A 26552-nucleotide genomic window follows, 5' to 3' on the forward strand; every position below is an offset into this window, starting at 1 on the left:
CTATATTCTTAGTAAAAAAATGAATTAAACGTTAACGGCTTATGCGTACGGCAGGCACGCGATAACCAGACCCAGATCGCCTTTAGACACGAGGCCTTTTGGACGCAGGTGACGTTTACGCTTAGTAGATTTTTTGGTCAGAATATGACGCAGGTTTGCGTGCTTACGCTTAAATCCACCACCACCGGTTTTTTTGAAACGCTTAGCAGCACCGCGTACGGTCTTAATTTTTGGCATTTTAATAACTTCCACTTCGCATTGTTAATAAACGAAACGTAGGCGAACAACGGCTGTGGAACCCGTAGGCTCCACAGACATTGCTACTTGAAGGCCTTACTGTTTCTTCTTAGGAGCGAGCACCATGATCATCTGGCGGCCTTCGATCTTCGTAGGGAAGGATTCGACTACTGCCAGTTCACTCAGATCGTCACGGACGCGGTTGAGCACTTCCATACCGATCTGTTGGTGGGCCATCTCACGACCGCGAAAACGCAGCGTGATCTTAGCCTTATCGCCATCTTCCAGAAAGCGTACCAGGCTGCGGAGTTTTACCTGGTAATCGCCATCGTCGGTGCCAGGACGGAATTTAATTTCCTTAACCTGGATAACTTTTTGCTTTTTCTTCTGTTCCTTAGAAGACTTACTCTTTTCATAAAGGAACTTGCCGTAGTCCATAATACGACAAACTGGCGGTTCGGCGTTAGGGCTGATTTCAACTAAATCTACTCCAGCTTCTTCAGCCTTTTCGATCGCTTCTCTCAGACTCACAATACCCAAAGCTTCGCCTTCCAGACCTGTTAAGCGAACTTCCAGGGCGCGAATCTCGCCATTGATACGATTCGGACGTGCCGTTTGAACTCGTTTTCCGCCTTTAATACCTTATTCCTCCAGTTGTTGAAGACTGCGGCTGCGAATCTCTTGTTGCAGCTTCTCAATCACTTCATTTACGTCCAGGCTGCCCAAGTCTTTGCCACGACGGGTGCGCACGGCAACTTTGCCTGCTTCTACCTCTTTGTCGCCACAGACCAACATGTAAGGGACACGACGTAAAGTGTGCTCGCGGATTTTAAAGCCTATCTTCTCATTTCTCAAGTCTGCTTTTACACGAATACCCGCATTTTGTAGTTTCTGCGTTAATTCGTTGACGTATTCAGACTGAGAATCGGTGATGTTCATGACCACAACCTGAACCGGCGCAAGCCAGGTCGGGAAGAAGCCAGCGAACTCTTCGGTCAGGATACCAATGAAACGTTCCATCGACCCAAGAATTGCGCGGTGAATCATAACCGGCACCTGACGTTCGTTGTTTTCGCCAACATAAGAGGCGCTTAAACGGGACGGCAGAGAGAAGTCCAGCTGTACAGTACCGCACTGCCATGCACGATCGAGGCAGTCATACAGGGTAAATTCAATTTTCGGACCGTAGAATGCGCCCTCACCCAGTTGGAACTCAAACGGGATGTTGTTTTCTTCCAGCGCAACGGCCAGGTCAGCTTCAGCACGGTCCCACATTTCATCGCTACCGATACGTTTTTCGGGGCGAGTGGACAGTTTGACGACGATTTTCTCGAAGCCAAAGGTGCTGTACATATCGTAGACCATACGAATGCAGGCGTTAACTTCATCGCGAATCTGCTCTTCAGTACAGAAGATATGTGCATCATCCTGAGTAAAGCCACGTACACGCATCAGACCGTGCAGCGCACCTGACGGCTCGTTACGGTGACAGCTACCAAATTCAGCCATACGCAACGGCAGATCGCGATAGGATTTCAGACCCTGGTTAAAGATCTGCACGTGGCCCGGGCAGTTCATAGGTTTAATGCAGTACTCACGGTTCTCAGACGAGGTCGTGAACATTGCATCTTTGTAGTTGTCCCAGTGACCTGTTTTTTCCCACAGCACACGGTCCATCATGAACGGACCTTTAACTTCCTGGTACTGATATTCTTTCAGTTTCGAGCGAACAAAAACTTCCAACTCACGGAAGATAGTCCAGCCATCGTTATGCCAGAACACCATACCCGGTGCTTCTTCCTGCATATGATACAGGTCAAGCTGCTTACCAATTTTGCGGTGGTCTCGCTTGGCCGCTTCTTCCAGACGTTGCAGATAGGCATTCAGGGCTTTTTTATCTGCCCATGCAGTACCATAAATACGCTGCAGCATCTTGTTATTGCTGTCGCCACGCCAGTATGCCCCAGCGGTCTTCATCAGTTTGAAGTGATGGCAGAAACGCATGTTCGGCACGTGCGGGCCACGGCACATATCGACATATTCTTCATGATGGTACAAGCCAGGCTTGTCATCATGGGCGATGTTTTCATCAAGAATAGAGACTTTATAGGTCTCACCACGCTTCACGAAGGTTTCACGCGCTTCGTACCAGCTGACTTTCTTCTTAATGACATCGTAGTTTTTCTCAGCGAGCTCGTGCATCCGCTTCTCGAGCGCGTCGACGTCTTCCTGGGTTAACGTACGGTCAAGATCGATATCGTAGTAAAAACCGTTATCAACAACCGGTCCGATCGCCATTTTGGTGTGCGGCCAGAGTTGTTTGATCGCGTGCCCTAACAGGTGCGCACAGGAGTGACGAATGATCTCCAGACCTTCTTCATCCTTCGCGGTGATGATGGAGAGCTTCGCATCATGCTCAATCAGATCGGAAGCATCTACCAGCTCACCGTCAACACGGCCAGCAATAGTGGCTTTCGCCAGACCTGGACCGATGTCCAGCGCAACATCCATGGGGCTTACAGCGTGGTCGTAATGGCGTTGGCTGCCATCAGGAAGAGTAATAACAGGCATGTTATATCCTTATTTGCAGTGGTGACCCACACGTAAGATCACATACAAAGATTCAATATTTAAAATTATCAAAAAGGTGTGGGCTGATTCCCGCTTCACTCTGCGAAATATGTCACTGATTGCCTCAATGGCTACACTGGACCTACACCCGCTTTTTGATAACACCGTTTCACAGTGTACACGGCATTTCGAGCCGATCAAAGCAACAATCAACGCGCGCTCTATGATGTAAATCAATTCACTGACACCCTGACGTCTTTGTTACACTTGCAGAAAGTCATCTAATCTGAGCAGGAAAAGAACAATGCCAACAAACCGCTTTGCGAAGAAACACTGGAAGATGGTGGTGATCCTGCTGGTTATTTGTGCGGCAATGCTGATGCTGCGTTGGGCAGCAATGATCTGGGGTTAAAATACTGGCCGCTTTTCTGGTTCCGTTGTATTTATCAATTAAATCGAATTCATCTGAAAAATAGCGAGTTATCGATAAGCATTAAAAATAAAACACAGATTAACTTTTAAATAAACTTAACGTTAATAGATAAAAGCCGGGCCAATTATTTGGCCCGGTTTGTCATTACATACGATAGCCGAGCGAAAGCGTCGTGCGGCGATCGGTATGTTCCGGCGCGGTTGCCGGCGGTTCGGAGTTCCAGGTGACGTTGTACGCGACCTTCAATCCAAAGTGTTCGTTGATGGCAACGTTTAAGGCCGTTTCAGAGTTAAGCGTTGTATCATCTGCACCAAATACCGACACACCCTGCGTAAACTTGGTGTTGTCCGTCATCTGCCACGCATAAGCCCCGGACGCATAACCTAACGGTTGCGTTTCAGTGGTGCCATCTGTGTGCTCGTCATAACGTACACCAGGACCGAATTCAAAGCGGAAACTGTGTACCGGTCCATTAAGAAACTGGCGACCATAACCGGCCGTTAGCACGTCACGCTCACGGTATCCGTTATAACGGTCTGTTAACCAACTGGCCTGACCAAAGAGATAGTCATAGTCAGTCATGTTGTAACGACTACGACCACCTACAGCATATTTCTCAGATGAACGCTCATCATTTGAGGAGGTGTTGCTGGCATTTCCCCACAGAGACCACGCCGTAGATTGACCATACCAGGTCATGGTGGTGTCGGCGGTTAAAGAAGAACTTTTTGTGTTGCCTGACTGGGCAAGATATCCCGCGTTCAGGTTACCTTCAAAGGTTTTTTTCGCGCTGGAAGGGTCATCCATGACAGTAAAAACGGAATCATCGGCGGCGGCATGCATTGACGCAAACACGCACCCCGTCAGCAATACTGCTGCGGGCACTGTCTTCAAAAGCTTCATTTATAAAGAGTCCGTACAACAAAAAAAGAGACCATAACGGTCTCGGAAACTTTCATGTGGATCAATGACAAAAGACCCTTGAAAGGTAACAAATTATAAAAAGACTCGAATAACATAGCAATAAATTCTTATTTCATTTTTTGAATAAGAGCGTTCCTAATCCTTTATTTTATTTATATATCTTTGGCACGAGAATTTTAAATAAAGCTGCGAGAAATCATGTTGTTAATTACTTCACTTTCGTGGCGTTAAGTGCCAGACTGGGGTCAGCCTAACAGGAGGTAAAGATGGTACGTATCTATACGTTAACACTTGCGCCCTCTCTCGATAGCGCAACAACCACTCCACAAATCTACCCCGAAGGTAAACTTCGCTGTACCTCACCAGTTTTTGAACCTGGCGGCGGAGGCATCAACGTCGCCCGCGCAATTGCCCATCTTGGCGGAACCGCAACGGCGATTTTCCCCGCGGGGGGGGCAACCGGCGAGCACTTAGTTTCTTTACTTGCCGACGAAAATGTTCCCGTCTCGACTATCGAGGCTAAAGACTGGACCCGACAAAATCTCCATGTCCACGTCGAATCCAGCGGCGAGCAGTATCGTTTTGTCATGCCCGGTGCAGCGCTGACTGATGACGAATTCTACCAATTGCAGGATCAGGTACTGGAAATTGAATCTGGTGCATTGCTGGTCATTAGCGGCAGTTTGCCGCCCGGTGTACAAATAGAAAAAATGACCCGGCTCATCACTACCGCACAAAAACAGGGGATCCGCTGTATTGTCGACAGCTCAGGCGAAGCACTGACGGCGGCGTTAGCCATCGGCAATATCGAACTGGTCAAACCCAACCTCAAAGAACTGAGTGCGCTGGTAAACCGCGAACTGACACAGCCCGATGATGTGCGCAAGGCCGCGCAGGAAATCGTACATAGTGGGAAAGCGCTTCGCGTTGTGGTCTCTCTTGGGCCACAAGGGGCGTTGGGCGTCAATCAAGAAACGTGCGTCCAGGTCGTCCCTCCGCCGGTGAAAAGTCAAAGCACCGTAGGCGCGGGCGACAGCATGGTCGGGGCCATGACGCTTAAACTGGCTGAGAATGCACCTTTTGAGGATATTGTCCGTTACGGCGTCGCCGCAGGTAGCGCAGCAACGCTCAATCAGGGTACGCGCCTGTGCTCTTTGGACGACACGCAAAAAATTTATTCGTATCTCACTCAGTAATGACACCGTCCCTCTTTTGAAGAGAAAGGGGATTCTCGCGTAAAACTGTCAGCATGGGTGTTATGCGACTATGATAAAAAATCACGTGATTACAAAGAAGTGAATCATGTGCAGTCAGACGTCTCCACAACGGTACGGGGTGAAGAAGAGCGACAAACATTAAGTGCCTTTCCAGCGATGACGCGTCCGTGGTGTGCGTCAGTTCGTGTTTTTTAACCGCATTCTTGCGCTAACCTTATGATCTGGCAGACAACATGGGGAGAGACATCATGTGGCAGGCTATCAGTCGTCTTTTAAGCGAGCAATTAGGTGAAGGCGAAATCGAACTGCGTAATGAACTGCCCGGCGGAGAGATTCACGCCGCATGGCATTTACGCTATGCGGGGAGAGATTTTTTCGTCAAATGCGATGAAAGAGAGCTGTTAACCGGCTTTACGGCAGAAGCCGATCAGCTGGAGCTACTTTCCCGCAGTCAAACTGTATCTGTACCGAAAGTCTGGGCAGTAGGCGCAGACAGAGATTACAGCTTTCTGGTGATGGATTTCCTCCCTCCCCGTCCGCTTGATGCGCATAACGCGTTTATTCTCGGACAACAACTTGCACATTTGCATGAATGGAGCGATCAACCACAGTTCGGCCTCGACTTCGATAATGCACTCTCCACTACGCCACAACCCAATGCCTGGCAGCGTCGCTGGTCAACCTTCTTCGCCGAGCAACGCATCGGCTGGCAACTGGAACTTGCGGCGGAAAAAGGCATTGCGTTTGGCAATATTGACGCCATTGTCGATCATGTTCAGCAACGACTCTCCTCCCATCAGCCACAACCTTCTCTCCTGCACGGCGATTTGTGGTCGGCAAACTGTGCGCTCGGGCCGAATGGCCCCTACATCTTTGACCCCGCCTGTTACTGGGGTGACAGAGAGTGCGATCTGGCAATGTTGCCGTTACATACCGATCAACCGCCGCAGATTTATGACGGTTACCAGTCTGTCTCGCCGCTACCGTTAGATTTTCTCGACAGGCAGCCTATCTATCAGTTGTATACGTTGCTGAATCGGGCAATTCTATTTGGCGGGCAGCACCTGGTGGTGGCGCAAAAAGCGATGGAAAGGTTACTGGCGGCTTAACGTATAAATAGCCCGAAGGCGGCTTTGCTTATCAGGCCTGACGCTTCACGTAGTCCAGGCCTGATAATATCGGACTTACAAAAATCCCAGTAATGAAAAGAAGAAATAGCCGATCACGATAACAATCACCGGCAAAATATAGAGCGGGAAGATTTGTAAAAAGATCGTATGATGTGGCACGACAATACGCGACTCAATTTGCTCACGCGATAACCCTTCACTGCCTTTTGCCTGTTCCAGAATCAACTGATCTTCAACGCCCTCGCGTAAAAAACGCGCCTGACGACTCATTCTGGCGCCAGAGTCCTGCAATGCCAGACCGATGAATATCAGAATGAAAATCAACCAAAAAACAAGATTAAGTCCGGTCTGAAAATCCGGTGTCGGCGAGTTATACCAAAACAGATTAAGAAACGGCGTATTCACCCGCATCATGTCGATCATCACGTGGGCAAAATCGAGCATTACCGCATTAATCCCTTCCTGCTTTTCGCTGTGCGCGTACATAAACTTCAGTACTGAAACCAGTGTTGAAATCAGCGCCGGAATGAAAATTACCCATCCCAGCAACCTTTTCAAGACAGCAATGCGTCCAGCTTGTTGATACGTCATGAGTTCCCCTTGATAAAGACGTGTCATTTTGGCCTAAGTTTACCCGTTGATAACCGTTTTCGCCTGATCTTTAAAGGCGGTATACTGCCAAATTAGCCATAATGAACGCTCAGAGCCTGTTATGACTGGCTCTTAATCCCTGTTATCACCCTAAAGGAGAGGTTGTGATGTCAACCCCGCGTCAAATTCTTGCTGCAATTTTCGATATGGATGGATTACTGGTCGATTCTGAACCGCTTTGGGATCAGGCCGAACTGGATGTGATAGCAAGTTTAGGCGTTGATATCTCCCGCCGCCATGAACTTCCCGACACCCTTGGCTTACGCATCGATATGGTGGTCGATTTGTGGTTTGCGCAGCAACCGTGGAACGGTCCCTCACGTCAGGAGGTCACCGAGCGCATCATCACCCGGGCCATTGCGTTAGTGGAAGAAACAAAACCGCTGCTGCCGGGTGTGCGTGAAGCCGTGGCGTTGTGCAAATCTCAGGGAATCAAAGTAGGACTGGCATCCGCTTCGCCGCTGCATATGCTGGAAAAAGTGCTGACCATGTTTGATCTGCGCAACGACTTCGACGCGCTGGCTTCTGCAGAAAAACTGCCTTACAGCAAACCGCACCCGCAGGTTTACCTCGATTGTGCGGCGAAACTGGGCATTGACCCTATAAACTGCGTTGCGCTGGAAGACTCGGTAAATGGCATGATTGCTTCAAAAGCCGCCCGTATGCGTTCCATCGTCGTACCAGCGCATGAGAATCAGGACGATCCTCGCTTCGTTCTTGCCGATGTCAAATTAACCTCACTCACCGAACTCACTGCCGTTCATCTGCGCGGCTAATCCTGTAACGGGCAATGATCGTATTGCCCGCCCTCTCAGATTCTTTATTTTTAAAACATCGTTTCACTTTTAATTGTGTTTCTGTTTAACCTCTCCTATCCTTGCCCTATAGAGCAAGCGTTAATGACATAAATAGTTGAGGTAAACATGATTCAGGAAGCTTTTCGTCTCGAAGGTAAAGTAGCCATCGTCACTGGATGTGACACCGGCCTTGGGCAGGGTATGGCAGTGGCGCTGGCTGAAGCGGGCTGCGATGTAGTCGGCGTGAATCGTAAAATACCACATGAAACCGCAGAGAAAATTAACGCCCTCGGTCGGCGTTTTATGGCCATTCAGGCCGACCTCAGCCAACAAGAGGCGCTGTCTGGCATAGTGACCCAAACTGTGGCCGCGTTTGGCCGGGTCGATATTCTGGTCAACAATGCGGGAACCATACGTCGTCAGGATGCGCTGGATTTTAGTGAAAAAGACTGGGATGACGTGATGAATCTGAATCTCAAATCCGTTTTTTTCCTGTCACAGGCAGTGGCGCGCCAGTTTCTGGTTCAGGGCAACGGCGGAAAAATCATTAACATTGCCTCAATGCTCTCTTTTCAGGGCGGGATCCGCGTTCCTTCCTACACCGCATCAAAAAGTGGCGTGCTTGGAATCACCCGCTTACTGGCTAATGAGTGGGCGGCTCAGGGAATTAATGTCAATGCCATCGCACCCGGTTATATGGCGACCAATAATACCCAGCAGCTGCGCGAAGACAGTACGCGTAATCAGCAAATTGTCGATCGCATTCCCGCAGGGCGCTGGGGAACACCGGATGACTTGCAAGGCCCGGTCGTTTTTCTCGCCAGCCAGGCTTCTGACTATATCAATGGTTACACGCTTGCCGTGGACGGAGGTTGGTTGGCGCGTTAATCGTGCATTTGTGACAAAGGGTTACAACGTCACCTCTTCCGCCTACTGTATAAAACCCCTATACTGTATGAATTGACAGTTCATTGGGTTTTATCATGACGGCGGAAGGCCACCTTCTTTTTTCTATTGCCTGTGCGGTATTTGCCAAAAATGCCGAGCTGACGCCCGTTCTTGCTCAGGGTGATTGGTGGCATATTGTACCTTCGGCCATTTTAACCTGCCTGCTACCCGATATCGATCACCCGAAATCCCTGCTCGGGCAGCGGCTGAAGTGGATATCAAAGCCTATTGCCCGGGCATTTGGCCATCGCGGGTTTACTCACAGCCTGCTGGCCGTCTTTGCCCTGCTGGCCACGTTTTACCTGAAAGTTCCGGATAGCTGGATAATCCCGGCCGATGCCTTACAAGGTATGGTTCTCGGTTATCTCAGTCACATTCTGGCTGACATGCTGACTCCGGCAGGCGTTCCCCTGCTTTGGCCCTGCCGCTGGCGTTTTCGTCTGCCCATCCTCGTGCCGCAAAAAGGCAACCAACTGGAACGGTTCCTGTGCATGGCGCTGTTTGCCTGGGCTATCTGGATGCCGCAGACCGTACAAGAGAACAGCGCGGTACGCTGGTCATCACAGATGATTAATACGCTGCAAATGCAGTTTAATCGTTTTATAACGCACCAGGTTGACTAATAAATCGGCCAAAATGTCATTTTAGGTATAAACAATTCCATTTGAATATAAGAGGCAAGTCACAGTTCTGCTAATCTTGCGCCAACAGAATCACCATTGCATGGTGATACGCATAATAAGATCAGGAGAACGGGGATGAACTTTCCATTAATCGCGAACATTATCGTGTTCGTAGTACTGCTGTTCGTGCTGGCGCAAGCCCGCCACAAACAGTGGAGTCTGGCCAAAAAAGTACTGGTCGGTCTGGTCATGGGCGTGGTGTTTGGTCTCGCCCTGCATACCATTTATGGCTCCGACAGCCAGGTTCTTAAAGATTCCGTACAGTGGTTCAACATTGTCGGCAACGGTTATGTCCAGTTGCTGCAGATGATTGTCATGCCGCTGGTATTTGCGTCTATTCTCAGCGCCGTTGCGCGTCTGCACAACGCCTCTCAGTTAGGTAAAATCAGCTTCCTGACCATCGGCACGCTGCTGTTTACAACGCTGATTGCCGCACTGGTCGGGGTTCTGGTAACCAACCTGTTCGGCCTGACCGCCGAAGGCCTGGTGCAAGGTGGTGCCGAGACTGCACGTCTGAACGCTATTGAAACCAATTATGTCGGCAAAGTGGCTGACCTCAGCGTTCCGCAGCTGGTACTGTCGTTTATCCCGAAAAACCCGTTTGCCGATCTGACCGGTGCTAACCCGACGTCGATTATCAGCGTGGTCATCTTTGCTGCATTCCTCGGTGTTGCCGCACTGAAGCTGTTGAAAGATGATGCGCCAAAAGGCGAGCGCGTATTAACGGCTATCGATACCCTGCAAAGCTGGGTGATGAAGCTGGTTCGTCTGGTGATGCAGTTGACGCCGTATGGTGTTCTGGCGCTCATGACCAAAGTGGTTGCCGGTTCCAACCTGCAGGACATCATTAAGCTGGGTAGCTTCGTCGTTGCCTCATATCTCGGCCTGGGCATTATGTTCGTCGTACACGGCATCCTGCTGGGTATTAACGGCGTTAGCCCACTGAAATACTTCCGCAAAGTCTGGCCAGTACTGACTTTCGCCTTCACCAGCCGTTCCAGTGCCGCTTCTATTCCACTGAACGTTGAAGCGCAAACCCGCCGTCTGGGCGTCCCTGAGTCCATCGCCAGCTTTGCCGCCTCTTTTGGTGCAACGATTGGTCAAAACGGTTGTGCGGGTCTGTATCCGGCGATGCTGGCCGTGATGGTGGCACCAACTGTCGGCATTAACCCGCTGGACCCAATGTGGATTGCCACGCTGGTGGGTATCGTGACCGTCAGTTCCGCAGGAGTTGCGGGTGTGGGCGGCGGCGCGACCTTCGCGGCACTGATCGTACTGCCTGCCATGGGTCTGCCGGTCACACTGGTTGCTCTGTTGATCTCAGTTGAACCGCTGATCGATATGGGGCGTACTGCATTGAACGTTAGCGGTTCCATGACCGCTGGTACGCTGACCAGCCAATGGCTGAAACAGACCGATAAATCGATTCTGGACAGCGACGATCACGCCGAACTGGCGCATCGCTAAAAGCCTGTCTGCGCAAAACAAAAAACCGCCAGTGAGTTATGCTCCGGCGGTTTTTTTATATCCGATTAATCGCTCAGTTCGTTTTCCTGGCGAATCTGGTTAGCCCAGCGCTGGGCCGACTCCGGAACCGTAAATGCAGGCGAACGCTGAAACGCCTCCCCCATTAAGACAAAAGCGACATATTTTCCGCGCAGTATCCATACGTCACGAAACGCATCCATTTTCACCGCATGCTCTGGCGGAGCGGGCTCCACGCGAGGAACATAGCTGATGACCGGACGATTTTGTTGGCGAAGAGGTTTCATAATCAGTTGCTTCACTAAAGACAAATTCTAAAAATCTGAAAAACGCTATCTTAGCTGATTTTACCCCTGGACGGTGCAAAAACAGTGAATTCGTGAAGTGGGTGGCGATAATGGGGGGAACAGATAAGTTGCAGCAAACATCAATGACGCAGACAAAAAAATGCGGCGCACCGACGCGCCGCCAACTCAGGAATTAAACGTTCAGAAAACTGCCAAGACGATAACCGCGCTCCGCAATAGCGTATTTCAATGACGAAGACGTCAGTACGTCAAGCTCAGTTAAGCGGGGGTAACAGTAGGCACTTTGTCGAATGATGTCATCGATAAACGCCGGATGACACATCACTTCCAGCGAGGACTCTCCCCGGTCTGCGGACGCGTCCAGCGTCTGCAAAAACAGGGCCTCAGAAATCGCGTCGCCATAAAACTCACTGCTAAATCCCTGGGAGGTACGCAACGTTTCCGGTAAATCGGACGCCTGGAACACCGTCTGCCGATCGATCCGCAACGCAACGCCTCTCTCCGCGGCAAAACTGGCGACAATTGGGAAAATCTGCGGGAACATATGCACGTGGTGATGACTATCCAGATGCGTCGGCTCCCGCCCGAACAGGTCAATAAAACGCTGATACTGTGCAGCCAGCTCCCGAGAAATCTCTTCCAGCGGCAACGTTTCTTCCTCTGCCATCTGCCAGATCCATTTCCCTAACACACCGTCACGCGTCAGGCCCGGCATAGCCGTTAACGGTTTGCCGAGCGTCAGGACAAAGTGCATCCCAACGGCAAGCTCCGGTATATCGCGACTAAGCTGTACCGCATGCTCTATCGCCTCACCATTCACCAGGGCCGTGGTTGAGGTGACAATGCCATTGCGACAGGCTTCAACAATGCCGTAGTTTTGTCCTTTGCTCAGGCCAAAATCATCTGCATTCACAATCAGTACGCGTTCCATAGCCAACCTCAGTTAGTGTTGTTCGCTTTTAAGTTTCTCGATGCATCCGGCGAAATTTGGCAGCCATTTTTCATGCGCCAGAATCAGCTCACGGGCAAGAATTTCAGCATCAGTGTCGGAATGCACCAGCGGGCTCAGGTTCAACGCCAGCAGCACATCATTCAACTCGCCGCTCAGTGCTGCGTTGCTCGCCGCCACTTCAAAACCTTTAATGGTATAGATAAGCCCCAGAACCTTTTCATCGAAATGGGTGATACGTGGGTGCGGAGTTGCACCATTGCGCCCCAGCGTGCAGGTCATCTCAACGGCCCAGTCCGCAGGAATATTATCAACATGGCCATGATGAGGAATGTTGACGTAATGTTCGGTCTGTTTGTCGTTGTAGATAGCATTGATGACTTCACACGCGGCATCAGAGTAATAAGCCCCGCCACGCTGTTCCAGCTCTTTCGGCTTAACATTCAACTCAGGATTTTTATACAGATCAAACAGTTGCTTTTCTACTTTCTGTACCACCTGTGCGCGTGCACCACCTTTGTAATATTCGCCCATTTCAATCGCCAGCATCTCTTTTGGCTTGAAGTAGTACAGCAAATACGAGCACGGCAGCAGCCTCAGTGAACGAATCAGCCCTTCACTGAACGGCAGATCGAAGATGTTCTTCACGCCAGAGGCTTTCAACTGACCCGACGCAACGCCGTCCAGCAGTTCATCAAAGCGTGACACACCGTTGACCAGAACATCCTTAATGAAGACCATATGGTTCAGACCAAACAGATCGATGGATAAGTCATCGCTCTCTTTCAGCGCCAGCACGTCGCTGATGAACATTTTCATGCCGATCGGAATATTACATACCCCGATGAATTTCTTGAAATTCGTATGGCGATAAACCGCCTCAGTCACCATCCCGGCTGGGTTAGTGAAGTTGATCACCCACGCATTCGGGCACAGTTCTTCCACATCTTTCACAATATCAAAGATAACCGGAATGGTACGCAGGCCTTTGAACAGCCCGCCAGCGCCGTTGGTTTCCTGCCCCAGATACCCGTGGCTCAGCGGAATGCGTTCATCCTTTTCACGGGCTTGCAGTTGCCCAACCCGCAACTGGGTAGTAACGAAATCAGCATCTTTCAGCGCTTCGCGGCGATCCAGCGTTTTATACACTTTCATCGGGACGCCAGCTTTATCAATCATGCGCTGGCAGAGGTCAAAAATAATGTCCAGCTTCTCTTTACCACCGTCGACATCCACCAGCCACAATTCAGAGACCGGTAATTCATGATAACGCTTAATAAAGCCTTCAAGTAATTCAGGGGTGTAGCTGCTCCCGCCACCGATAGTGACGACTTTTAATTTCTGGCTCATAATTTCTCCCTTCAGTGTAAAAACACTGACACGTATTATGCTCAACCCATTCGTCAGGTATAGCGTGGCAGTCCCGGCGCTATTTTGGGCAAGCTATAAAAATTGGTTATTGGTAAATAAAATTTACTGATTAAATTCCGTTAATTTCTTACGATAGCTATTTGGTGTAAACGACGTCAGCTTTTTAAACGTTTTAATAAACAAGCTCGGACTACTGTAACCAGACTCATAGGCAATATCAGTTACAGAATAGTTAGTCATTTCCAGCTGTTTTTTAGCAAAATTAATGCGGATTTCATTAATAATCTGCATTGGCGTTTTACTGTAATAACGCTGGGTTGCACGGGTCAGATACTCCTGGGATTTTGCGGACAGGTGTACCATATTTTCCAGCGCATTTTCGCTAAACTGCCTTTTGTCATGCATGCTTTCCACGGTAGTTTTAAGCCATTGTGGAATATCATCCAGCACCTGCTCTTCCCGATGATGGCGTAACCGATTAATAATATAGAAGGTGACCACTTCTACAAATTCATCCAGTCCGCTTTCACGAAAGTTCAGCGATGCTATAACCGTTTCGATGTAGGTAAGAAACGAGCTGTTCGCCCGATACACCTGCGATGCGACAAAACAAAATGGCAGCAACGGGTGGTAGTGCTGTTCAAAAAAACGTTTACTGATACCAACGTTAAGAATTCGCGTCGCGCCGAAATCATAGAAACTTTGGTGATGCGATCCCAACGGGATAAAGACAAAGTCTCCGCGCTCAAGCAGTACACGCTTACCGTTGATTTCCTGATAGTAACGTCCAGTTAATACAAGGGTAAATTCGTAGTAATCATGCTGATGCAGCCCACTGATGCTCTCAGTTTTGTTATAGATGAACACATGAAAATTTTTGCCATTAAAAAGCTGCTGCTCATAGACGGTTTTGATTTCCGGTGCGTTAATCTGTAGCTGCATTCTGCACTCCTCGCTATTTCAGCTTCTCGTGAAGCTCAATCAGTTCTGCCACCAGTTCACGTGCCAGCATCGTCGTCATCAGGTGGTCCTGTGCATGGACCAGCACCAGGCTGACTTTCATTTTACCTTCACCCTGATCGCCTTCAATCAGTTTAGTCTGGACAAGGTGTGCTTCGTTCAGCGCCATGCGAGACTGTTCCATCATGGTCTTCGCTGACTCAAAATCACCCTGTTTGGCCATTTTGAGCGCGCCATACGCCAGGCTACGCGCCTGACCCGAGTTGATGATGAGCCCCATCACCACTTCTTCAAGCTCTTCTGCTTCTGACTGCGTGTCGACGATGTTCTCGATATCCAACATACTTTTTTCCTCTGGTTCAGTCCGGCATGGCCGCATAGCCATGCCGGATTAAATTTAGAATTTCAATGCGTTAGCGATATCTTCTTCGCTTTCTTCTTTATCAATGACGTTCTGAGCTTTGTTGGCGACGACCACAAATGGCAGGTACACCAGCGTTGCGATGCCAAGGTTAAACAACGCGACCAGCAGAGCAGCGACGCTACCGTTGGTGTTAAAGAATGCGCCCAAACCGGTTGGCATAGTCCACGGTGCAATGTTGGTAATTGGTGGAATAATGCCTGTGTAATAAGCGGCCAGGGTAATCGCTGCCAGAATCGGCTGAACCAGGATGAATGGAATAAACATAACCGGGTTCATGATAATCGGCAGACCGAACAGAATGGGTTCGTTAATCTGGAACAGACCTGATGGCAGTGCCAGTTTTGCTACCTGACGATAATCAGCGCGACGAGATGCCAGGAAGATAGCAATAATCAGACCCAGCGTTGCCCCACTCCCTCCCAGGAAAATATAGGAGTCCAGCATCGGCTTCGCCCAGACGTGGAACGTCTTACCCGCTTCCAGTGCCGCGTCTACGGAACCAAACTGTTGGTAGATAGAGATGTTTTCCAGCGCCCAGGGGGTCATGATACCGCTGTCCAGTGCAGTCAGTGCCAAAGAACCGTGAATACCAAAGAACCACAACAGCGGAACAAAAATCACGTATGCCCACCCCACCACACTACCCAGTGACGCCAGCGGAGTTGAAATGGAATCCATGATGATCTGGTGGAAGTTCGTTCCCCAGGTGTTCAACGCCCAGGCGATGATCCCCATAATAGAGAGGATAATGAAGCCAGGAATCAGTGCAGAGAAGGAGCGAGAAACAGAAGCCGGAACGCTATCAGGTAATTTAATAACCCAATTACGATGCACGACGAAGGTGAACATTTCCGCGACCACCAGGCCGATAATAATACCGGAAATAATGTTCGCACCGCCCAGCCAGTTAGCACCCACGGCATAGGCTTCACCCACACTGTAAGGTGTGACTGTCATAAATGCGGCGACAGATAATAAACCAGCAGCCAGCGCATCGACCTTGCGTTCTTCCGCCAACGCCATACCGATAAAGAATGGCGCCATCAATGACATAATACCCAGCGTACCGTTATAGACGTTCCCACCGATGCCTTTTAAACTATTTAGTGTTTCAATAGTTGAAGCATCAAGTCGAATGCCCATGGAATAAAAAAACGACCCCTCCCCAAAGCTCAGGAAAACGTTATTGATTAATACAAACATAGCCCCTGCGAGGGTTAACGGCATTAAACGAATAAAACCGTTTTTGATTGCATTAACGTGTGGCTGCTTTCCAATTTTTACAGCAAAAGGAAGGAGTACCTTTTCAAGTGAAGCAATAGCGTTACTCATAGAAAAATACCCTTAAATACCGCAATTAACAATTGCGGTGAATGTTAATGAAATAACTCTTTGACGGGAAAATTTAAAATAATTAATTTGCTGCGGCTTTTTTAATTGCTGCAACTGCAGCCTTAAGCACGCCTAAACCATCGACTTTGCCATACAACAGCGAGTCAATCACTTCTACAGGTTTGTTGGGTAACAAACGCTGAATTTCGGGCAACATATAAGCAATCTGTGGACCTAATAACACGACATCGGCTACTGGGCCTTTTTCTCCGGCCAGCGTTTCGGGAAACGCTTCAATGATAACCGGCACTTCGTATTTTTCAGCCTGAGCACGCATCTTCGAGACCAACAAAGAAGTCGACATGCCCGCAGAACAAAACAGATAAATGTGTTTCTTTTCCATTAAAACGATCCTCATGTGCGATTATCTGTGTACCAGACACTCCGCAAGCCATAACCTGCATCCATGCTCTGGGTAACTTGCGTCAGCTAAATTACTTTTTTAGGTGGCTGAAATGAGTATACGGGATTGCACCCGCGGATGGTATTTCATTGACCAACTAAATTGTCTCTCCTTGACCTGTGGTTATGACACCCCTCACACTTCGGGCAAATAATTCGCGACAATAAATAAGATCGCGTGACACAAAAAAACCGGCACAGCGGCCGGTTCGTCAGAGTGCCCAGGCAATAAACAGTTGTTACTTCTTCGCTGCCTGCGGGTCGGTGTCGTACTCCGCACAGGTCTGGTAGCCGGAATTAATCACGTGCCCAGTATCATCTAATGCAACAAAATAGGTCTCTGCTTTACCATCTCGTTGACCCAGGATGTAGGTCTGACATGTACCACGCGCATGGATCATGCTGACTTCAGAAGAAGGTTTACCGGCAATCTGCGCCACTTGCGCCCGGCTCATCCCTTTCTTCACATCTTTCACCACGGGCTGCACAAATTGGTCTTTAGTACGATCGTAAGCCGTACAGCCTGCCAGCATAGTCAATACCGCCGCTGCACTCAGAATTCCTGTTAGATTCTTGTTCATATTCCGTCCTCTTGTTTTTCAGCGTGTTATATAAGCCTGGAGCACAACAACGCATTTTTCAAGCTGTCTGTTGATACTCGGGTCATTTCAGAAAATTCTATCAAAACAAAATGATGTTATATCCGGCTGCATCCCTTGTCGTTTGGACGTCAACGCGTTAGCTTTAACACATCGTTATTTTTGATCATTTTATTTTCCATAGGGGGTTAAATGACTCTGCAGCAAGAGATAATCCGGGCACTTGGCGCCAAACCACATATTAATGCAGAAGAGGAAATTCGCCGCAGCGTGGATTTTCTGAAATCGTACCTCAAAACCTACCCTTTCCTTAAATCGCTGGTGTTAGGGATTAGCGGCGGACAGGACTCAACCCTGGCCGGAAAGTTATGCCAAATGGCGATTTCCGAGTTACGTGAAGAAACGGGTAACGATGCTTTGCAGTTTATTGCCGTGCGACTGCCTTATGGTGTGCAGGCCGATGAACAGGACTGTCAGGACGCGATAGCGTTTATACAACCTGACCGTGTACTCACCGTCAACATCAAAGGCGCGGTATTGGCCAGCGAGCAGGCATTGCGCGAAGCAGGTATTGAACTGAGTGATTTTGTGCGCGGCAATGAAAAAGCCCGCGAGCGTATGAAGGCACAATACAGTATCGCCGGAATGACCAGCGGTGTTGTCGTGGGTACCGATCACGCCGCAGAGGCCATTACCGGATTCTTTACCAAATATGGCGATGGCGGCACTGACATTAACCCAATATTTCGCCTCAACAAGCGTCAGGGTAAGCAGCTTCTTGCGGCATTGGGTTGCCCTGAGCATTTATACAAGAAAGCGCCAACCGCCGACCTCGAAGACGATCGTCCCTCTCTGCCAGATGAAGCCGCATTAGGCGTTACCTACGACAACATTGACGATTATCTGGAAGGAAAAACGTTGAATGCCGACGTTGCGAAGAAAATTGAAGGCTGGTACGTGAAAACAGAACACAAACGTCGCCCACCGATTACGGTGTTTGACGACTTCTGGAAAAAATCGTAATTCGCTGATTTACCCGTGCCGGATAACCACAAAATGGTTTATCCGGCCCAAACGACGTCATTGCACCGAATCAGGCGAAAAACCTGGCTTCCAGTTAATCTCACTAAACAACAACTTCCCCTCGCGCTCCAACAGTCGCAACGTATGCTTACCGTCATGCCAGCACGCCCCCTGGTCAGCCGTCAGCAACTTATCCCCCAGTTGCCAGGCTCCGCTAATAACAAATACCACGCCGCCACGCGAACCAAAGGTCGTAAACGTCCGGTCAGCCACACGAACTTTAGCCTGGCAAACATCCCGACGGGTCATGATATTAAAATCCATCGACATCTGTCCTTCCGTCAGCTTCGCTTTTACCACGCGGTCACCGGCGAACGTAAAAGGCTGATGCTGTTTTAGCGTATGCGGTAACGTGTTAGCACCTTCCAATGTGACTTCTCCCCCTTCGAGCAGTGTAATAACGCGCTCAACTCCGGGAAAGAGTGAAAATTCGCCGTTCGCAGCAATGGAGGCAATACTCGCCCGCCAGTGAAAGTCGCGCGTTGCTGGCGGAAAACAACATATTTCACGCGTTTCTCCCGCACCATTACGCCAGAGATTAACCGGCATTTTGCGGATATCAAAGTACTCCATCATCCCTCCAGAAAGGCACTGTGCGCCGACATGCCGTCATCAGGCAGCCAAATCATCATTGTTATCATTCACCCTGCTCGTTGTTATCGGCAGCAGAGTTGATTTGCCTTAGCGATGACCATGGCGTTTTGCAAAAAAGTTTAACGCGCTGATCCAGGTAGCATTTTCGCGGGCCTCAGGAGCATAACCTGTCCCAAGCGCTGTGCAATAGGTAGGAAAGAAAAAACCGCCGATCCTGCCCACATCGTTAAACGTGTTGTGGACAAGGCCGGCGGTCTTGAGTTTTTTTCACGCTGTCCGGGGCAATCTGCTCCGACACAGCATGAATGATTGAGTATAGACGCCTACCGATTATTCGGCAGCTTGTGGCATTTTACCTTTCTGCGCTGCTCGTTCTGTCAGACGCTTCTCAAAATTGGCATTAAACTGTTTTTTCTGTTCCGGGGTCAGAATGTTGTAAATTTTGTTCTGCGTTTCCATATGCGCCAGCATGTTAGCTTTGCGCTGCTCTTCCATCTTCGCAATCTGCGCTTCAGCTTTCGCTTTATCGAAGCTATCGCTGGCGATGATATCGTGCATTGCACGGCGTTCTTCCAGCGGAGGACGTTTCATCTGATCGCGCTGACCTTTCATGATGTCGCGGATCTGCTGTTTCTGTGCATCGGTCAGGTTCAGGTCTTTAAACATCATGTCGTGATGCGGGGCGAATTTACCGTTGTGGTGCATCATCGGTTTGGCATCTGCCGGAGCTGCTGTGGTAGCGTCAGCGGCATGAGCCAGGTTTGCAGCGCCCAGCGCCAGGGTAGAGGCAACAAACAGAGCAGTCAATTTACGCATAATTTCTATCCTTCCTTTCAGTTATTCTTACGACATTCATGCGAAGCTTATGCAATGTGATGTCGTGTTGACGGGATTAACTTTACCGACTTAAGCGTCAATTAATCAGAGCAACGGTAAAACAATGAAAGTGTAAAAAACAAACTTTCATCAATTATGAAGAAAAAAAGAATAAATTGCGGAGAGTTGAAATAAAAAATTACAACAGGATGATTTTGAAAGGATTATGAAGAACTATACCTGAACCCTGCTTATTAAGAAAGCAATTCACCAGGAATAATCCGTAATAAATACAAACAGCACGCAATAATAAGCCCTCAGAGATTAACCCGAGGGCGGATATATCTTTTACAACCTTTCCAGCATCAGTCCCGCGCGTAAACCACAGGCCACATTTGGATTAGGAAAGAGAACGTATTCAACGTTATGGGTGACGATAAAACGTTCATCACCATCCTGCGCCAGCACGGTTCCCTCTTTAAACGCGGTAAAGTTCAGCGTCTGGTTGTCCATGTAGAGAATGAAATCGTCGCTGCGCCGCGTGATTTGCGACACTACGCGGTAGCGCAGCGGAGATGTTTCTCCCGTAGGGATTCGCTCGCCTTGCAGCAGTTTCGCCAGCGCATCCGCCGTCTGCGCAAACTGGGACAGATCGTTTTGTCCAAACGGCAGCGCTTTACCCAGTTCCAGCGTACAGGCCAGCGCGCCAAAATGTTCAGCGCTAAAATGGGTGAACGTACCGCCAGGCGTCTGATGGAACACCAGCGCCTCAAGTCCTGCATCTCCCAGCCATCCCAGAAAATCTTCGTCCCAGGCAACATTACGTTGTGGCAGCACGCCAAAACGCAGATGCTGTGAGCCGCGAATCGCGGTATGCAGATCCAGATGCCAGCGTACTGACTCTTGCGCCCGCGCGTAAAAAACGTCCAGACACAGTTCAAGCTCGCGGGCACGCCGTGTTTCACCGCTCTCATCGAAGAGCTGCCAGCGGCCGCCAAACATACGGTTCAGATCGCTATGACAGTAGCGTTTGCCCGCAGCTAACGCCTGCGGATTGCCCAGGATCAGCAATAGCCGCCATGTCAGCGGCAGCTTGCCGCTAAACAACCCGGCCAACAATGTATCCAGTATTTCTACTGGTGCGGTTTCATTACCATGAATGCCCGCAGACAAAACCAGCGAACGCTCAACCGGAACAACCGGCGTCAGCTCCAGCATGCCATGCCCGATCCATTGCCAGTCAAAACCGTGAGCTTTCCCCCGGGTGGCATCTGGCGAATCCCCCGCAAGCGTCAGCGCAAGGAAATTATCCATGGCGTGTACACTCCTGCTGGAAGGGATACACCGAACCGAGGTTGAGTAATTGCGTCAACGTATCCAGCGCTTCACGCCCTTCACGCAGCAACTGCTGGTCAGCAAGGTCTGCCGCGGTAAGACGATCGCGATAGTAACGATCAACCCAGTTATTCAGCGTGTTAAACAGCACATCATTCATGAGAACCGCCGGGTTCACCGCCTGTTGCTCCTGTGGGGTTAACACGACCCGAAGGCGCAGACATGCCGGGCCACCACCGTTGGACATGCTTTCGCGCAGATCGAATACCCGTAGATCGTCAATCGGGTTGTCATCTTCAAGCAGACGGTTTAAATAATGCCATACCCCTGCATGCTCCCGGCATTCCTGCGGCAAGACCAACATCATTGAACCGTCATCACGACTGAGTAGCTGGCTGTTAAACAGATATGTTGCCACGGCATCCTGCACTGACACTTCAGCCAGGGGAACTTCCAGCGCCGTAAATCCCGCCACCTGGCTATGCAACTGCTGTAACAAAGCCTGCTGGTTGGCAAACGCCAATTCATGGCAAAACAGCACCTGACGATTTGATACCGCAATAACATCGTTATGAAACACACCAAGATCGATAACATCCGGGTTTTGCTGAGCAAAGATAATCTGATTAGGGTTCACCTGATTCAGGCGCGCAACAGCCTCGCTGGCTTCTCTGGATTGCCTCGCCGGATAACGCTTCGGATGCGCGCCGTTGCCCTCTTCACGACCATAGACAAACACCTGTATGCCGGGGTCGCCGTAATCACCACCGAGACGGTTATGGTTTGCCGCGCCTTCATCACCCAGTAACGCAACCTGGGGCAATGCACTATGGACCGTAAAGCGGCTCTCATCGCGGAAGATCGCGCTTAGCAACGCTTCTGTGGTTGGCGCTTCCAGTGAACGGTGGAACTTGTTATTCAGATTCGCGACCGTCAGATGCACTTTTCCGTCCAGCGAATCTGCCGAAGGACAGACCGTTGCCGCATTCGCCACCCACATCGGCGAAGCGGAACTGGCACTGGAGAGCCAGTGAGGTGCCTGCCGTGCCACCTTTTCCAGTACCTGCTCGTCACTGCCGCTAAATCCCAACTGCCGTAGCACCGGAATATAAGGCCGCTCATGGGGCGGGATCACCGCCTGGGGAAATCCCGCATCCGCCAGCGCTTTCATCTTTAGCAAACCCTGTTTCGCCGCCAGACGAGGGTTCGACACCTGAAAACGGTGTTTGGTTGAGGCCTCATTACCAAATGACAATCCAGCATAGTGGTGGGTCAGTCCCACCAGACCATCAAAATTAATCTCACGGGCTTTCATCGCTTATCCTCACGAGAAAAATCGAGTCCTGGGCTAAGCGCCGTTGGCAGCGTTAAGGCTGGTGATTCCAGACTTGCCATCGGCCAGGCACAATAATCTGCGGCATACCACGCGCTGGCGCGATGGTTGCCTGAGGCACCAATCCCACCAAACGGTGCAGTGCTTGCCGCGCCGGTTAGCGGCTTATTCCAGTTGACGATCCCTGCCCGCGCCTCCAGCAGCAATTGATCAAATTGGCTGCGATCGGGTGAAACTAACCCACACGACAGTCCAAAACGGGTGTTGTTCGCCATGCGAATCGCGTCATCAAAGCTGTCATAGCGCCAGACGCCAAGCAGAGGGCCAAAAACCTCTTCATCAGGTACGTTCGCCGCCCCGGTCAGTTCGATGATGCCGGGAGTCAGCAGTGACGTTCCGGCTTTCACCAGACGCGGTGCTAACAGCGTACGGCCACCTAACGATGCCAGACGCTGCCAGGCATCATAGACATGCTGCGCGGCCTGTTCGGAAATCAGTCCGCCCATAAACGGCTGCGGTTCCGCATCCCAGTTGCCGGGCATTAAACGCTGACTAACTTCCACCAGACGCATCAGGAAGGCATCACCCTGCGCGCCTTTTTTAACTAACAGGCGGCGGGCACAGGTACAGCGCTGTCCGGCGGTTACAAACGCAGATTGAATGGTCAGATGCACGGCGGCATCAATATCTTCCGGGTTCTCGATAATCAGCGGGTTGTTCCCTCCCATCTCGAGAGCGAGGATTTTTTCTGGCTGGCCAGATAACTGTCGATGCAGGTGATAACCGGTATTGGCGCTGCCGGTAAACAGCAGACCATCAAGGTCTTCCAGCGCGCTCAGGGCCTGCCCCGTTTCACGCCCGCCCTGTACCAGGTTCAGCACGCCCGGCGGTAATCCCGCCTGCGCCCACAGCTTTGCCACGGCTTCACCGGTCCACGGCGTCAGCTCGCTGGGTTTGAAAATCAACGTATTGCCAGCCAACAACGCCGGAACGATATGACCATTAGGTAAATGACCGGGGAAGTTATACGGGCCAAACACGGCCAGAACACCGTGTGGGCGATGACGTAACGTCGCAGCGCCATCTGGCAGCGCGTTATGCTGTTCCCCGGTACGGGTGTGATACGCCTTCACTGAGATGGCAATTTTATTGATCATCGCCGTCAGTTCAGTCGCGGCTTCCCAGCGTGGTTTGCCGGTTTCCCGTGCAATGATCGCCGTCAGTTCTGCTTTATTACTCTCCAGCAGCGTCGCGAATTTCTCGACTATGTCCTGACGCGCGGCAAAAGACTGTCTTGCCCAGCCCGGAAAAGCCGTACGCGCTGCGTGGCACGCCTGCGCCACCTGAGTGGCATCGGCATCATTGCCGTGCCACAGCACATCACCACCTACTGGGTTGGTTTTCACCCGACGCTCGCCCAGCCCCGTCCCCCAGTCACCGTTTATCCATAGTGTCATGCTGTTTTCTCCTCTGCACAAAGACGCACAAAACGTACATGGTCGCCCGCGTGGCATTTCAGGGCATCCAGTTGTGCCGCCGTCAGTACCAGACGTTGGGTATCCGGGTCTGCGCGAACCAGCATGACGCGGAAGTTTTGATAGTTTTCATTGGCAACCAGACAAGCCGGATAATCGCCGGTTGCTGGCTGACCTTCCGCCACTTCCACCAGCCTGCTTTTACGTATTGCCCGCACCCGGTCAATATCGCATTCCAGCGTCGGCCCGCCGTCGAAAATATCGACATAGTTGCGATAGCGAAAGCCCTCTTTCTCCAGCACCGCCCGCGCGGGCGCCGTTTGCGGATGCACTTCGCCAATCACGCTTTGTGCTTCTTCCGACAGGAAGTGGGTGTAAATAGGGTGTTTAGGCATCAGCTCAGCAATAAAGGCTTTTTGTCCGGTGCCACAGAGAAAATCTGCGCGGCTGAATTCCATTGAAAAAAAACGTTTTCCGAGGCTTTGCCAGAACGGTGAATAACCGTGTTCATCAATGACACCCCGCATCTCTGCAACGACTTTTTCGTTAAAACGGTCACGAAACGCGGCCATGAACATAAAGCGCGACTTCGACAACAAATAGCCGTTACCTTCTTTACGCCAGTCCGGATCGAGAAACAGCGTGCAAAGCTCACTGCTTCCGGTGTGATCGTTACTGAGAAACAGCGTCGGCAATGCGTTATAGACATTCAACTCTTTCGAGGCATGCACCAGAGTACCGACCCGATAGTTGTACCAGGGATCGTTAAGTCCTACCGCCACCTCAATGGCGCAAATCCCCGCCACAGTTCCGCTGGCGCTGTCTTCCAGCACAAACACATATCCCTGCTCACTTTTGGGCAACTCACCGCGCCAGGTTTGTAGCGAACGTTCGATACGCGCCATTAGCGTCGCTTCATTCGCCGGTAGCGAGGTCAATCCGCCGCCGGTCTTACCGGCAAGCTGCATCAACGCGGTAATATCAGCACGTTCAATGGGGCGAATCACCATCATGATGAACCTCCTGCTTTAATGCGTTCGCATGCCAGCGCAAAACGATCCAGCCCGGTTGCCACCTCTTCCTGGCTGACGTTTAACGCTGGCGCGAAACGCACCACGTTAGCGCCGGCAATCAGTACCATCACCCCTGCATTGGCCGCTTCTTGCGAGATGAGTTTTGCTTTCCCGGCATATTCCGCATTCAGTACGCAGCCGATCAGCAGTCCAAGCCCACGAATTTCGCTAAACAGTCCAAAACGTTCGTTAATGGCGTTAATACGTTCCACAAACCAGTCATGACGCTGTTTCACACCATTGAGGACTTCCGGCGTGTTAACAATTTCCAGCAGCTTACCCGCCACCGCCGCCGCCAGCGGGTTGCCGCCGTACGTTGTACCGTGCGTACCCACTGTCATCACACTGGCGCAATGCTCTGTCGCCAGCAGTGCGCCAATAGGGAAACCGCCGCCCAGCGCCTTTGCGGTAGTCAGCAGGTCCGGCGTAACGCCATAATGCATATAGGCATACAGCTCGCCAGTACGGCCAACCCCGGTCTGAACCTCATCAAAAATCAGCAGCGCATTATGGCGATCGCATAATTCACGCAGCCCCTGCAAAAACGCGTTTGTTGCCGGCACCACGCCGCCTTCGCCCTGGACAGGCTCGACGATGACCGCACAGGTCGTGTCATCAATCAACTGGCTGGCAGAATCGAGATCGTTATACACGGCATGGCGGATATCCGGCGGCAGCGGCGCGAAATCCTGTGAATAGGCGGGCTGACCACCAGCGCTGACGGTAAACAGCGTGCGGCCATGGAAGGCATTTTTAAACGCCACAATCCCGCTCTTCTGACTGCCAAAACGATCGTGGGCATATTTACGCGCCAGTTTTAGTGCCGCTTCGTTGGCTTCTGCGCCGGAGTTACAGAAGAAAATGCGCTCGGCGAAGGTGGCGTCAATCAGCTTTTTCGCCAGACGCAATACCGGCTCGTTGGTGTAGCCATTTCCGGTATGCCAGAATTTGCTCGCCTGGTCGTTTAATGCCTCGCGCAATGCCGGATGGGCGTGACCCAGCGCGTTAACCGCAATGCCTCCCGCGAAATCGATATACTCTTTACCCTGCTGATCCCACAGACGTGAACCTTCACCCCGCACCGGAATAAAAGGGGCCGGAGCGTATACAGGCATCATCCATTCATCAAAATTTTCACGCGTAATTGACAGAGACATAGCGACCTCAACGGTAAATAAAAGGTTATTTATATGTTAATAAATATAGTGTTTGCGGTGTAAATGTAGATTGCAGGGTTCGTGCCAGCCAGCGAAAAAAGTGCATAAACGGAGGTCGAGGACGGAATATCAACAGGTTACAACACGGAAATATTCACTACATGTGCATATAAAGTGAATATGTTTGCGCATCAGGCGACTAAAC

General features: G+C 50.6%; 28 protein-coding genes. 8 read left to right on the forward strand and 20 right to left on the reverse strand.

What is annotated here, in order from left to right; translation table 11 throughout:
- Nucleotides 1-39: 39 nt before the first annotated feature.
- From rpmI to thrS, 3 genes are all read right to left on the reverse strand, one after another.
- A complete protein-coding gene (gene rpmI, locus HV041_RS10435) occupies nt 40-237 on the reverse strand; it encodes a 50S ribosomal protein L35 (RefSeq protein WP_003030583.1) in 198 nt (65 codons plus the stop codon).
- A gap of 96 nt (nt 238-333) precedes the next feature.
- A complete protein-coding gene (gene infC, locus HV041_RS10440; protein ID WP_048997935.1) occupies nt 334-876 on the reverse strand; it encodes a translation initiation factor IF-3 in 543 nt (180 codons plus the stop codon).
- 3 nt (nt 877-879) lie between these two features.
- Complete coding sequence (thrS, locus tag HV041_RS10445; RefSeq protein WP_003832572.1) at nt 880-2808, reverse strand: threonine--tRNA ligase; 1929 nt, start codon at nt 2806-2808, stop codon at nt 880-882.
- Nucleotides 2809-3112: 304 nt separating this feature from the next.
- On the opposite strand from thrS, the gene yniD reads away from it, so the two are divergent.
- Nucleotides 3113-3220: a small membrane protein YniD gene (gene yniD / locus HV041_RS10450; protein ID WP_003030590.1), complete on the forward strand. Its 108-nt coding sequence runs from the start codon at nt 3113-3115 to the stop codon at nt 3218-3220.
- 165 nt (nt 3221-3385) lie between these two features.
- Here yniD and HV041_RS10455 read toward each other — a convergent pair whose 3' ends face one another.
- Nucleotides 3386-4144 carry a YdiY family protein gene (locus HV041_RS10455; RefSeq protein ID WP_121584554.1) on the reverse strand — a complete coding sequence of 253 codons (759 nt, stop codon included), beginning with the start codon at nt 4142-4144 and terminating at the stop codon, nt 3386-3388.
- A gap of 287 nt (nt 4145-4431) precedes the next feature.
- Between HV041_RS10455 and pfkB the strand changes: the two genes are divergently transcribed.
- Together pfkB and HV041_RS10465 are read left to right on the forward strand one after the other, a co-directional pair.
- Nucleotides 4432-5361 carry a 6-phosphofructokinase II gene (gene pfkB, locus HV041_RS10460; RefSeq protein WP_121584553.1) on the forward strand — a complete coding sequence of 310 codons (930 nt, stop codon included), beginning with the start codon at nt 4432-4434 and terminating at the stop codon, nt 5359-5361.
- Nucleotides 5362-5630: 269 nt separating this feature from the next.
- Nucleotides 5631-6491 (forward strand): fructosamine kinase family protein, encoded by an 861-nt coding sequence (locus tag HV041_RS10465; protein WP_115643489.1) that lies wholly within the window; start codon nt 5631-5633, stop codon nt 6489-6491.
- A 75-nt stretch (nt 6492-6566) separates the two neighbouring features.
- Here HV041_RS10465 and HV041_RS10470 read toward each other — a convergent pair whose 3' ends face one another.
- Entirely contained in the window at nt 6567-7103 is a 537-nt protein-coding gene (locus HV041_RS10470) for a YniB family protein (RefSeq protein ID WP_048211877.1), read from the reverse strand.
- Between the two features lie 167 nt (nt 7104-7270).
- On the opposite strand from HV041_RS10470, the gene hxpB reads away from it, so the two are divergent.
- The 4 genes from hxpB to tcyP all read left to right on the forward strand — a co-directional run bounded on the left by hxpB (nt 7271) and on the right by tcyP (nt 11058).
- Nucleotides 7271-7939, forward strand: coding sequence for a hexitol phosphatase HxpB (hxpB, locus tag HV041_RS10475; protein ID WP_121584552.1), 669 nt, complete (start codon nt 7271-7273; stop codon nt 7937-7939).
- A gap of 147 nt (nt 7940-8086) precedes the next feature.
- A complete protein-coding gene (gene kduD, locus HV041_RS10480; RefSeq protein WP_121584551.1) occupies nt 8087-8848 on the forward strand; it encodes a 2-dehydro-3-deoxy-D-gluconate 5-dehydrogenase KduD in 762 nt (253 codons plus the stop codon).
- Nucleotides 8849-8931: 83 nt separating this feature from the next.
- Complete coding sequence (locus tag HV041_RS10485; protein WP_086523651.1) at nt 8932-9531, forward strand: metal-dependent hydrolase; 600 nt, start codon at nt 8932-8934, stop codon at nt 9529-9531.
- Nucleotides 9532-9666: 135 nt separating this feature from the next.
- Nucleotides 9667-11058, forward strand: coding sequence for a cystine/sulfocysteine:cation symporter (tcyP, locus tag HV041_RS10490; protein ID WP_048211881.1), 1392 nt, complete (start codon nt 9667-9669; stop codon nt 11056-11058).
- A gap of 65 nt (nt 11059-11123) precedes the next feature.
- Here tcyP and cedA read toward each other — a convergent pair whose 3' ends face one another.
- The 8 genes from cedA to osmE form a co-directional block, all read right to left on the reverse strand.
- Complete coding sequence (gene cedA / locus HV041_RS10495; protein ID WP_071887334.1) at nt 11124-11387, reverse strand: cell division activator CedA; 264 nt, start codon at nt 11385-11387, stop codon at nt 11124-11126.
- A 169-nt stretch (nt 11388-11556) separates the two neighbouring features.
- On the reverse strand, nt 11557-12315 hold the full coding sequence (gene chbG / locus HV041_RS10500; RefSeq protein ID WP_101741715.1) for a chitin disaccharide deacetylase: 759 nt from the start codon (nt 12313-12315) through the stop codon (nt 11557-11559).
- A gap of 12 nt (nt 12316-12327) precedes the next feature.
- On the reverse strand, nt 12328-13683 hold the full coding sequence (locus tag HV041_RS10505) for a 6-phospho-beta-glucosidase (protein WP_048211884.1): 1356 nt from the start codon (nt 13681-13683) through the stop codon (nt 12328-12330).
- Between the two features lie 123 nt (nt 13684-13806).
- Nucleotides 13807-14646 (reverse strand): transcriptional regulator ChbR, encoded by an 840-nt coding sequence (gene chbR / locus HV041_RS10510; protein ID WP_005120798.1) that lies wholly within the window; start codon nt 14644-14646, stop codon nt 13807-13809.
- Between the two features lie 13 nt (nt 14647-14659).
- On the reverse strand, nt 14660-15007 hold the full coding sequence (gene chbA, locus HV041_RS10515; protein WP_165712569.1) for a PTS N,N'-diacetylchitobiose transporter subunit IIA: 348 nt from the start codon (nt 15005-15007) through the stop codon (nt 14660-14662).
- Nucleotides 15008-15061: 54 nt separating this feature from the next.
- Complete coding sequence (chbC, locus tag HV041_RS10520) at nt 15062-16420, reverse strand: PTS N,N'-diacetylchitobiose transporter subunit IIC (RefSeq protein ID WP_040233680.1); 1359 nt, start codon at nt 16418-16420, stop codon at nt 15062-15064.
- 82 nt (nt 16421-16502) lie between these two features.
- The gene (gene chbB / locus HV041_RS10525) at nt 16503-16823 is read right to left on the reverse strand and encodes a PTS N,N'-diacetylchitobiose transporter subunit IIB (RefSeq protein ID WP_003832547.1); all 321 of its coding nucleotides are present in this window, start codon (nt 16821-16823) and stop codon (nt 16503-16505) included.
- Nucleotides 16824-17121: 298 nt separating this feature from the next.
- Nucleotides 17122-17463: an osmotically-inducible lipoprotein OsmE gene (osmE, locus tag HV041_RS10530; protein WP_003030621.1), complete on the reverse strand. Its 342-nt coding sequence runs from the start codon at nt 17461-17463 to the stop codon at nt 17122-17124.
- Nucleotides 17464-17673: 210 nt separating this feature from the next.
- Between osmE and nadE the strand changes: the two genes are divergently transcribed.
- Nucleotides 17674-18504, forward strand: coding sequence for an ammonia-dependent NAD(+) synthetase (nadE, locus tag HV041_RS10535; RefSeq protein WP_101741717.1), 831 nt, complete (start codon nt 17674-17676; stop codon nt 18502-18504).
- Between the two features lie 57 nt (nt 18505-18561).
- Here the strand turns inward: nadE and ves are convergent, their stop codons facing one another.
- The 7 genes from ves to HV041_RS10570 all read right to left on the reverse strand — a co-directional run bounded on the left by ves (nt 18562) and on the right by HV041_RS10570 (nt 26347).
- Entirely contained in the window at nt 18562-19137 is a 576-nt protein-coding gene (gene ves / locus HV041_RS10540) for an environmental stress-induced protein Ves (protein WP_048211887.1), read from the reverse strand.
- A 351-nt stretch (nt 19138-19488) separates the two neighbouring features.
- Complete coding sequence (gene spy, locus HV041_RS10545; protein ID WP_048211888.1) at nt 19489-19974, reverse strand: ATP-independent periplasmic protein-refolding chaperone Spy; 486 nt, start codon at nt 19972-19974, stop codon at nt 19489-19491.
- 348 nt (nt 19975-20322) lie between these two features.
- Nucleotides 20323-21288 carry a succinylglutamate desuccinylase gene (gene astE / locus HV041_RS10550; RefSeq protein WP_121584550.1) on the reverse strand — a complete coding sequence of 322 codons (966 nt, stop codon included), beginning with the start codon at nt 21286-21288 and terminating at the stop codon, nt 20323-20325.
- On the reverse strand, nt 21281-22624 hold the full coding sequence (gene astB / locus HV041_RS10555) for an N-succinylarginine dihydrolase (protein ID WP_121584549.1): 1344 nt from the start codon (nt 22622-22624) through the stop codon (nt 21281-21283). Before astB ends, astE begins: the two co-directional genes overlap by 8 nt.
- Nucleotides 22621-24099, reverse strand: a complete 1479-nt coding sequence (gene astD / locus HV041_RS10560) for a succinylglutamate-semialdehyde dehydrogenase (RefSeq protein WP_121584548.1) — start codon at nt 24097-24099, stop codon at nt 22621-22623. The genes astB and astD overlap by 4 nt, the downstream gene beginning before the upstream one ends.
- The gene (gene astA, locus HV041_RS10565) at nt 24096-25130 is read right to left on the reverse strand and encodes an arginine N-succinyltransferase (protein WP_048211892.1); all 1035 of its coding nucleotides are present in this window, start codon (nt 25128-25130) and stop codon (nt 24096-24098) included. The genes astD and astA overlap by 4 nt, the downstream gene beginning before the upstream one ends.
- Complete coding sequence (locus HV041_RS10570) at nt 25127-26347, reverse strand: aspartate aminotransferase family protein (RefSeq protein ID WP_121584547.1); 1221 nt, start codon at nt 26345-26347, stop codon at nt 25127-25129. The genes astA and HV041_RS10570 overlap by 4 nt, the downstream gene beginning before the upstream one ends.
- Between the last annotated feature and the right edge of the window lie 205 nt (nt 26348-26552).

Source organism: Citrobacter sp. RHBSTW-00029 (genome assembly GCF_014104295.1).
In the GTDB taxonomy this organism is placed as follows: domain Bacteria; phylum Pseudomonadota; class Gammaproteobacteria; order Enterobacterales; family Enterobacteriaceae; genus Citrobacter; species Citrobacter youngae.

Bases quoted from the DNA above. Each gene is read 5' to 3' on its own strand.
- HV041_RS10465 (WP_115643489.1), top strand. From the start codon at position 5,631: ATGTGGCAGGCTATCAGTCGTCTTTTAAGCGAGCAATTAGGTGAAGGC.
- HV041_RS10505 (WP_048211884.1), bottom strand. From the start codon at position 13,683: ATGAGCCAGAAATTAAAAGTCGTCACTATCGGTGGCGGGAGCAGCTAC.
- nadE (WP_101741717.1), top strand. From the start codon at position 17,674: ATGACTCTGCAGCAAGAGATAATCCGGGCACTTGGCGCCAAACCACAT.
- HV041_RS10570 (WP_121584547.1), bottom strand. From the start codon at position 26,347: ATGTCTCTGTCAATTACGCGTGAAAATTTTGATGAATGGATGATGCCT.
- astB (WP_121584549.1), bottom strand. From the start codon at position 22,624: ATGAAAGCCCGTGAGATTAATTTTGATGGTCTGGTGGGACTGACCCAC.
- astD (WP_121584548.1), bottom strand. From the start codon at position 24,099: ATGACACTATGGATAAACGGTGACTGGGGGACGGGGCTGGGCGAGCGT.
- kduD (WP_121584551.1), top strand. From the start codon at position 8,087: ATGATTCAGGAAGCTTTTCGTCTCGAAGGTAAAGTAGCCATCGTCACT.
- rpmI (WP_003030583.1), bottom strand. From the start codon at position 237: ATGCCAAAAATTAAGACCGTACGCGGTGCTGCTAAGCGTTTCAAAAAA.
- HV041_RS10470 (WP_048211877.1), bottom strand. From the start codon at position 7,103: ATGACGTATCAACAAGCTGGACGCATTGCTGTCTTGAAAAGGTTGCTG.
- pfkB (WP_121584553.1), top strand. From the start codon at position 4,432: ATGGTACGTATCTATACGTTAACACTTGCGCCCTCTCTCGATAGCGCA.
- yniD (WP_003030590.1), top strand. From the start codon at position 3,113: ATGCCAACAAACCGCTTTGCGAAGAAACACTGGAAGATGGTGGTGATC.
- tcyP (WP_048211881.1), top strand. From the start codon at position 9,667: ATGAACTTTCCATTAATCGCGAACATTATCGTGTTCGTAGTACTGCTG.
- hxpB (WP_121584552.1), top strand. From the start codon at position 7,271: ATGTCAACCCCGCGTCAAATTCTTGCTGCAATTTTCGATATGGATGGA.
- spy (WP_048211888.1), bottom strand. From the start codon at position 19,974: ATGCGTAAATTGACTGCTCTGTTTGTTGCCTCTACCCTGGCGCTGGGC.
- chbR (WP_005120798.1), bottom strand. From the start codon at position 14,646: ATGCAGCTACAGATTAACGCACCGGAAATCAAAACCGTCTATGAGCAG.
- chbC (WP_040233680.1), bottom strand. From the start codon at position 16,420: ATGAGTAACGCTATTGCTTCACTTGAAAAGGTACTCCTTCCTTTTGCT.
- astE (WP_121584550.1), bottom strand. From the start codon at position 21,288: ATGGATAATTTCCTTGCGCTGACGCTTGCGGGGGATTCGCCAGATGCC.
- chbG (WP_101741715.1), bottom strand. From the start codon at position 12,315: ATGGAACGCGTACTGATTGTGAATGCAGATGATTTTGGCCTGAGCAAA.
- ves (WP_048211887.1), bottom strand. From the start codon at position 19,137: ATGGAGTACTTTGATATCCGCAAAATGCCGGTTAATCTCTGGCGTAAT.
- chbA (WP_165712569.1), bottom strand. From the start codon at position 15,007: ATGTTGGATATCGAGAACATCGTCGACACGCAGTCAGAAGCAGAAGAG.
- HV041_RS10455 (WP_121584554.1), bottom strand. From the start codon at position 4,144: ATGAAGCTTTTGAAGACAGTGCCCGCAGCAGTATTGCTGACGGGGTGC.
- astA (WP_048211892.1), bottom strand. From the start codon at position 25,130: ATGATGGTGATTCGCCCCATTGAACGTGCTGATATTACCGCGTTGATG.
- thrS (WP_003832572.1), bottom strand. From the start codon at position 2,808: ATGCCTGTTATTACTCTTCCTGATGGCAGCCAACGCCATTACGACCAC.
- osmE (WP_003030621.1), bottom strand. From the start codon at position 17,463: ATGAACAAGAATCTAACAGGAATTCTGAGTGCAGCGGCGGTATTGACT.
- chbB (WP_003832547.1), bottom strand. From the start codon at position 16,823: ATGGAAAAGAAACACATTTATCTGTTTTGTTCTGCGGGCATGTCGACT.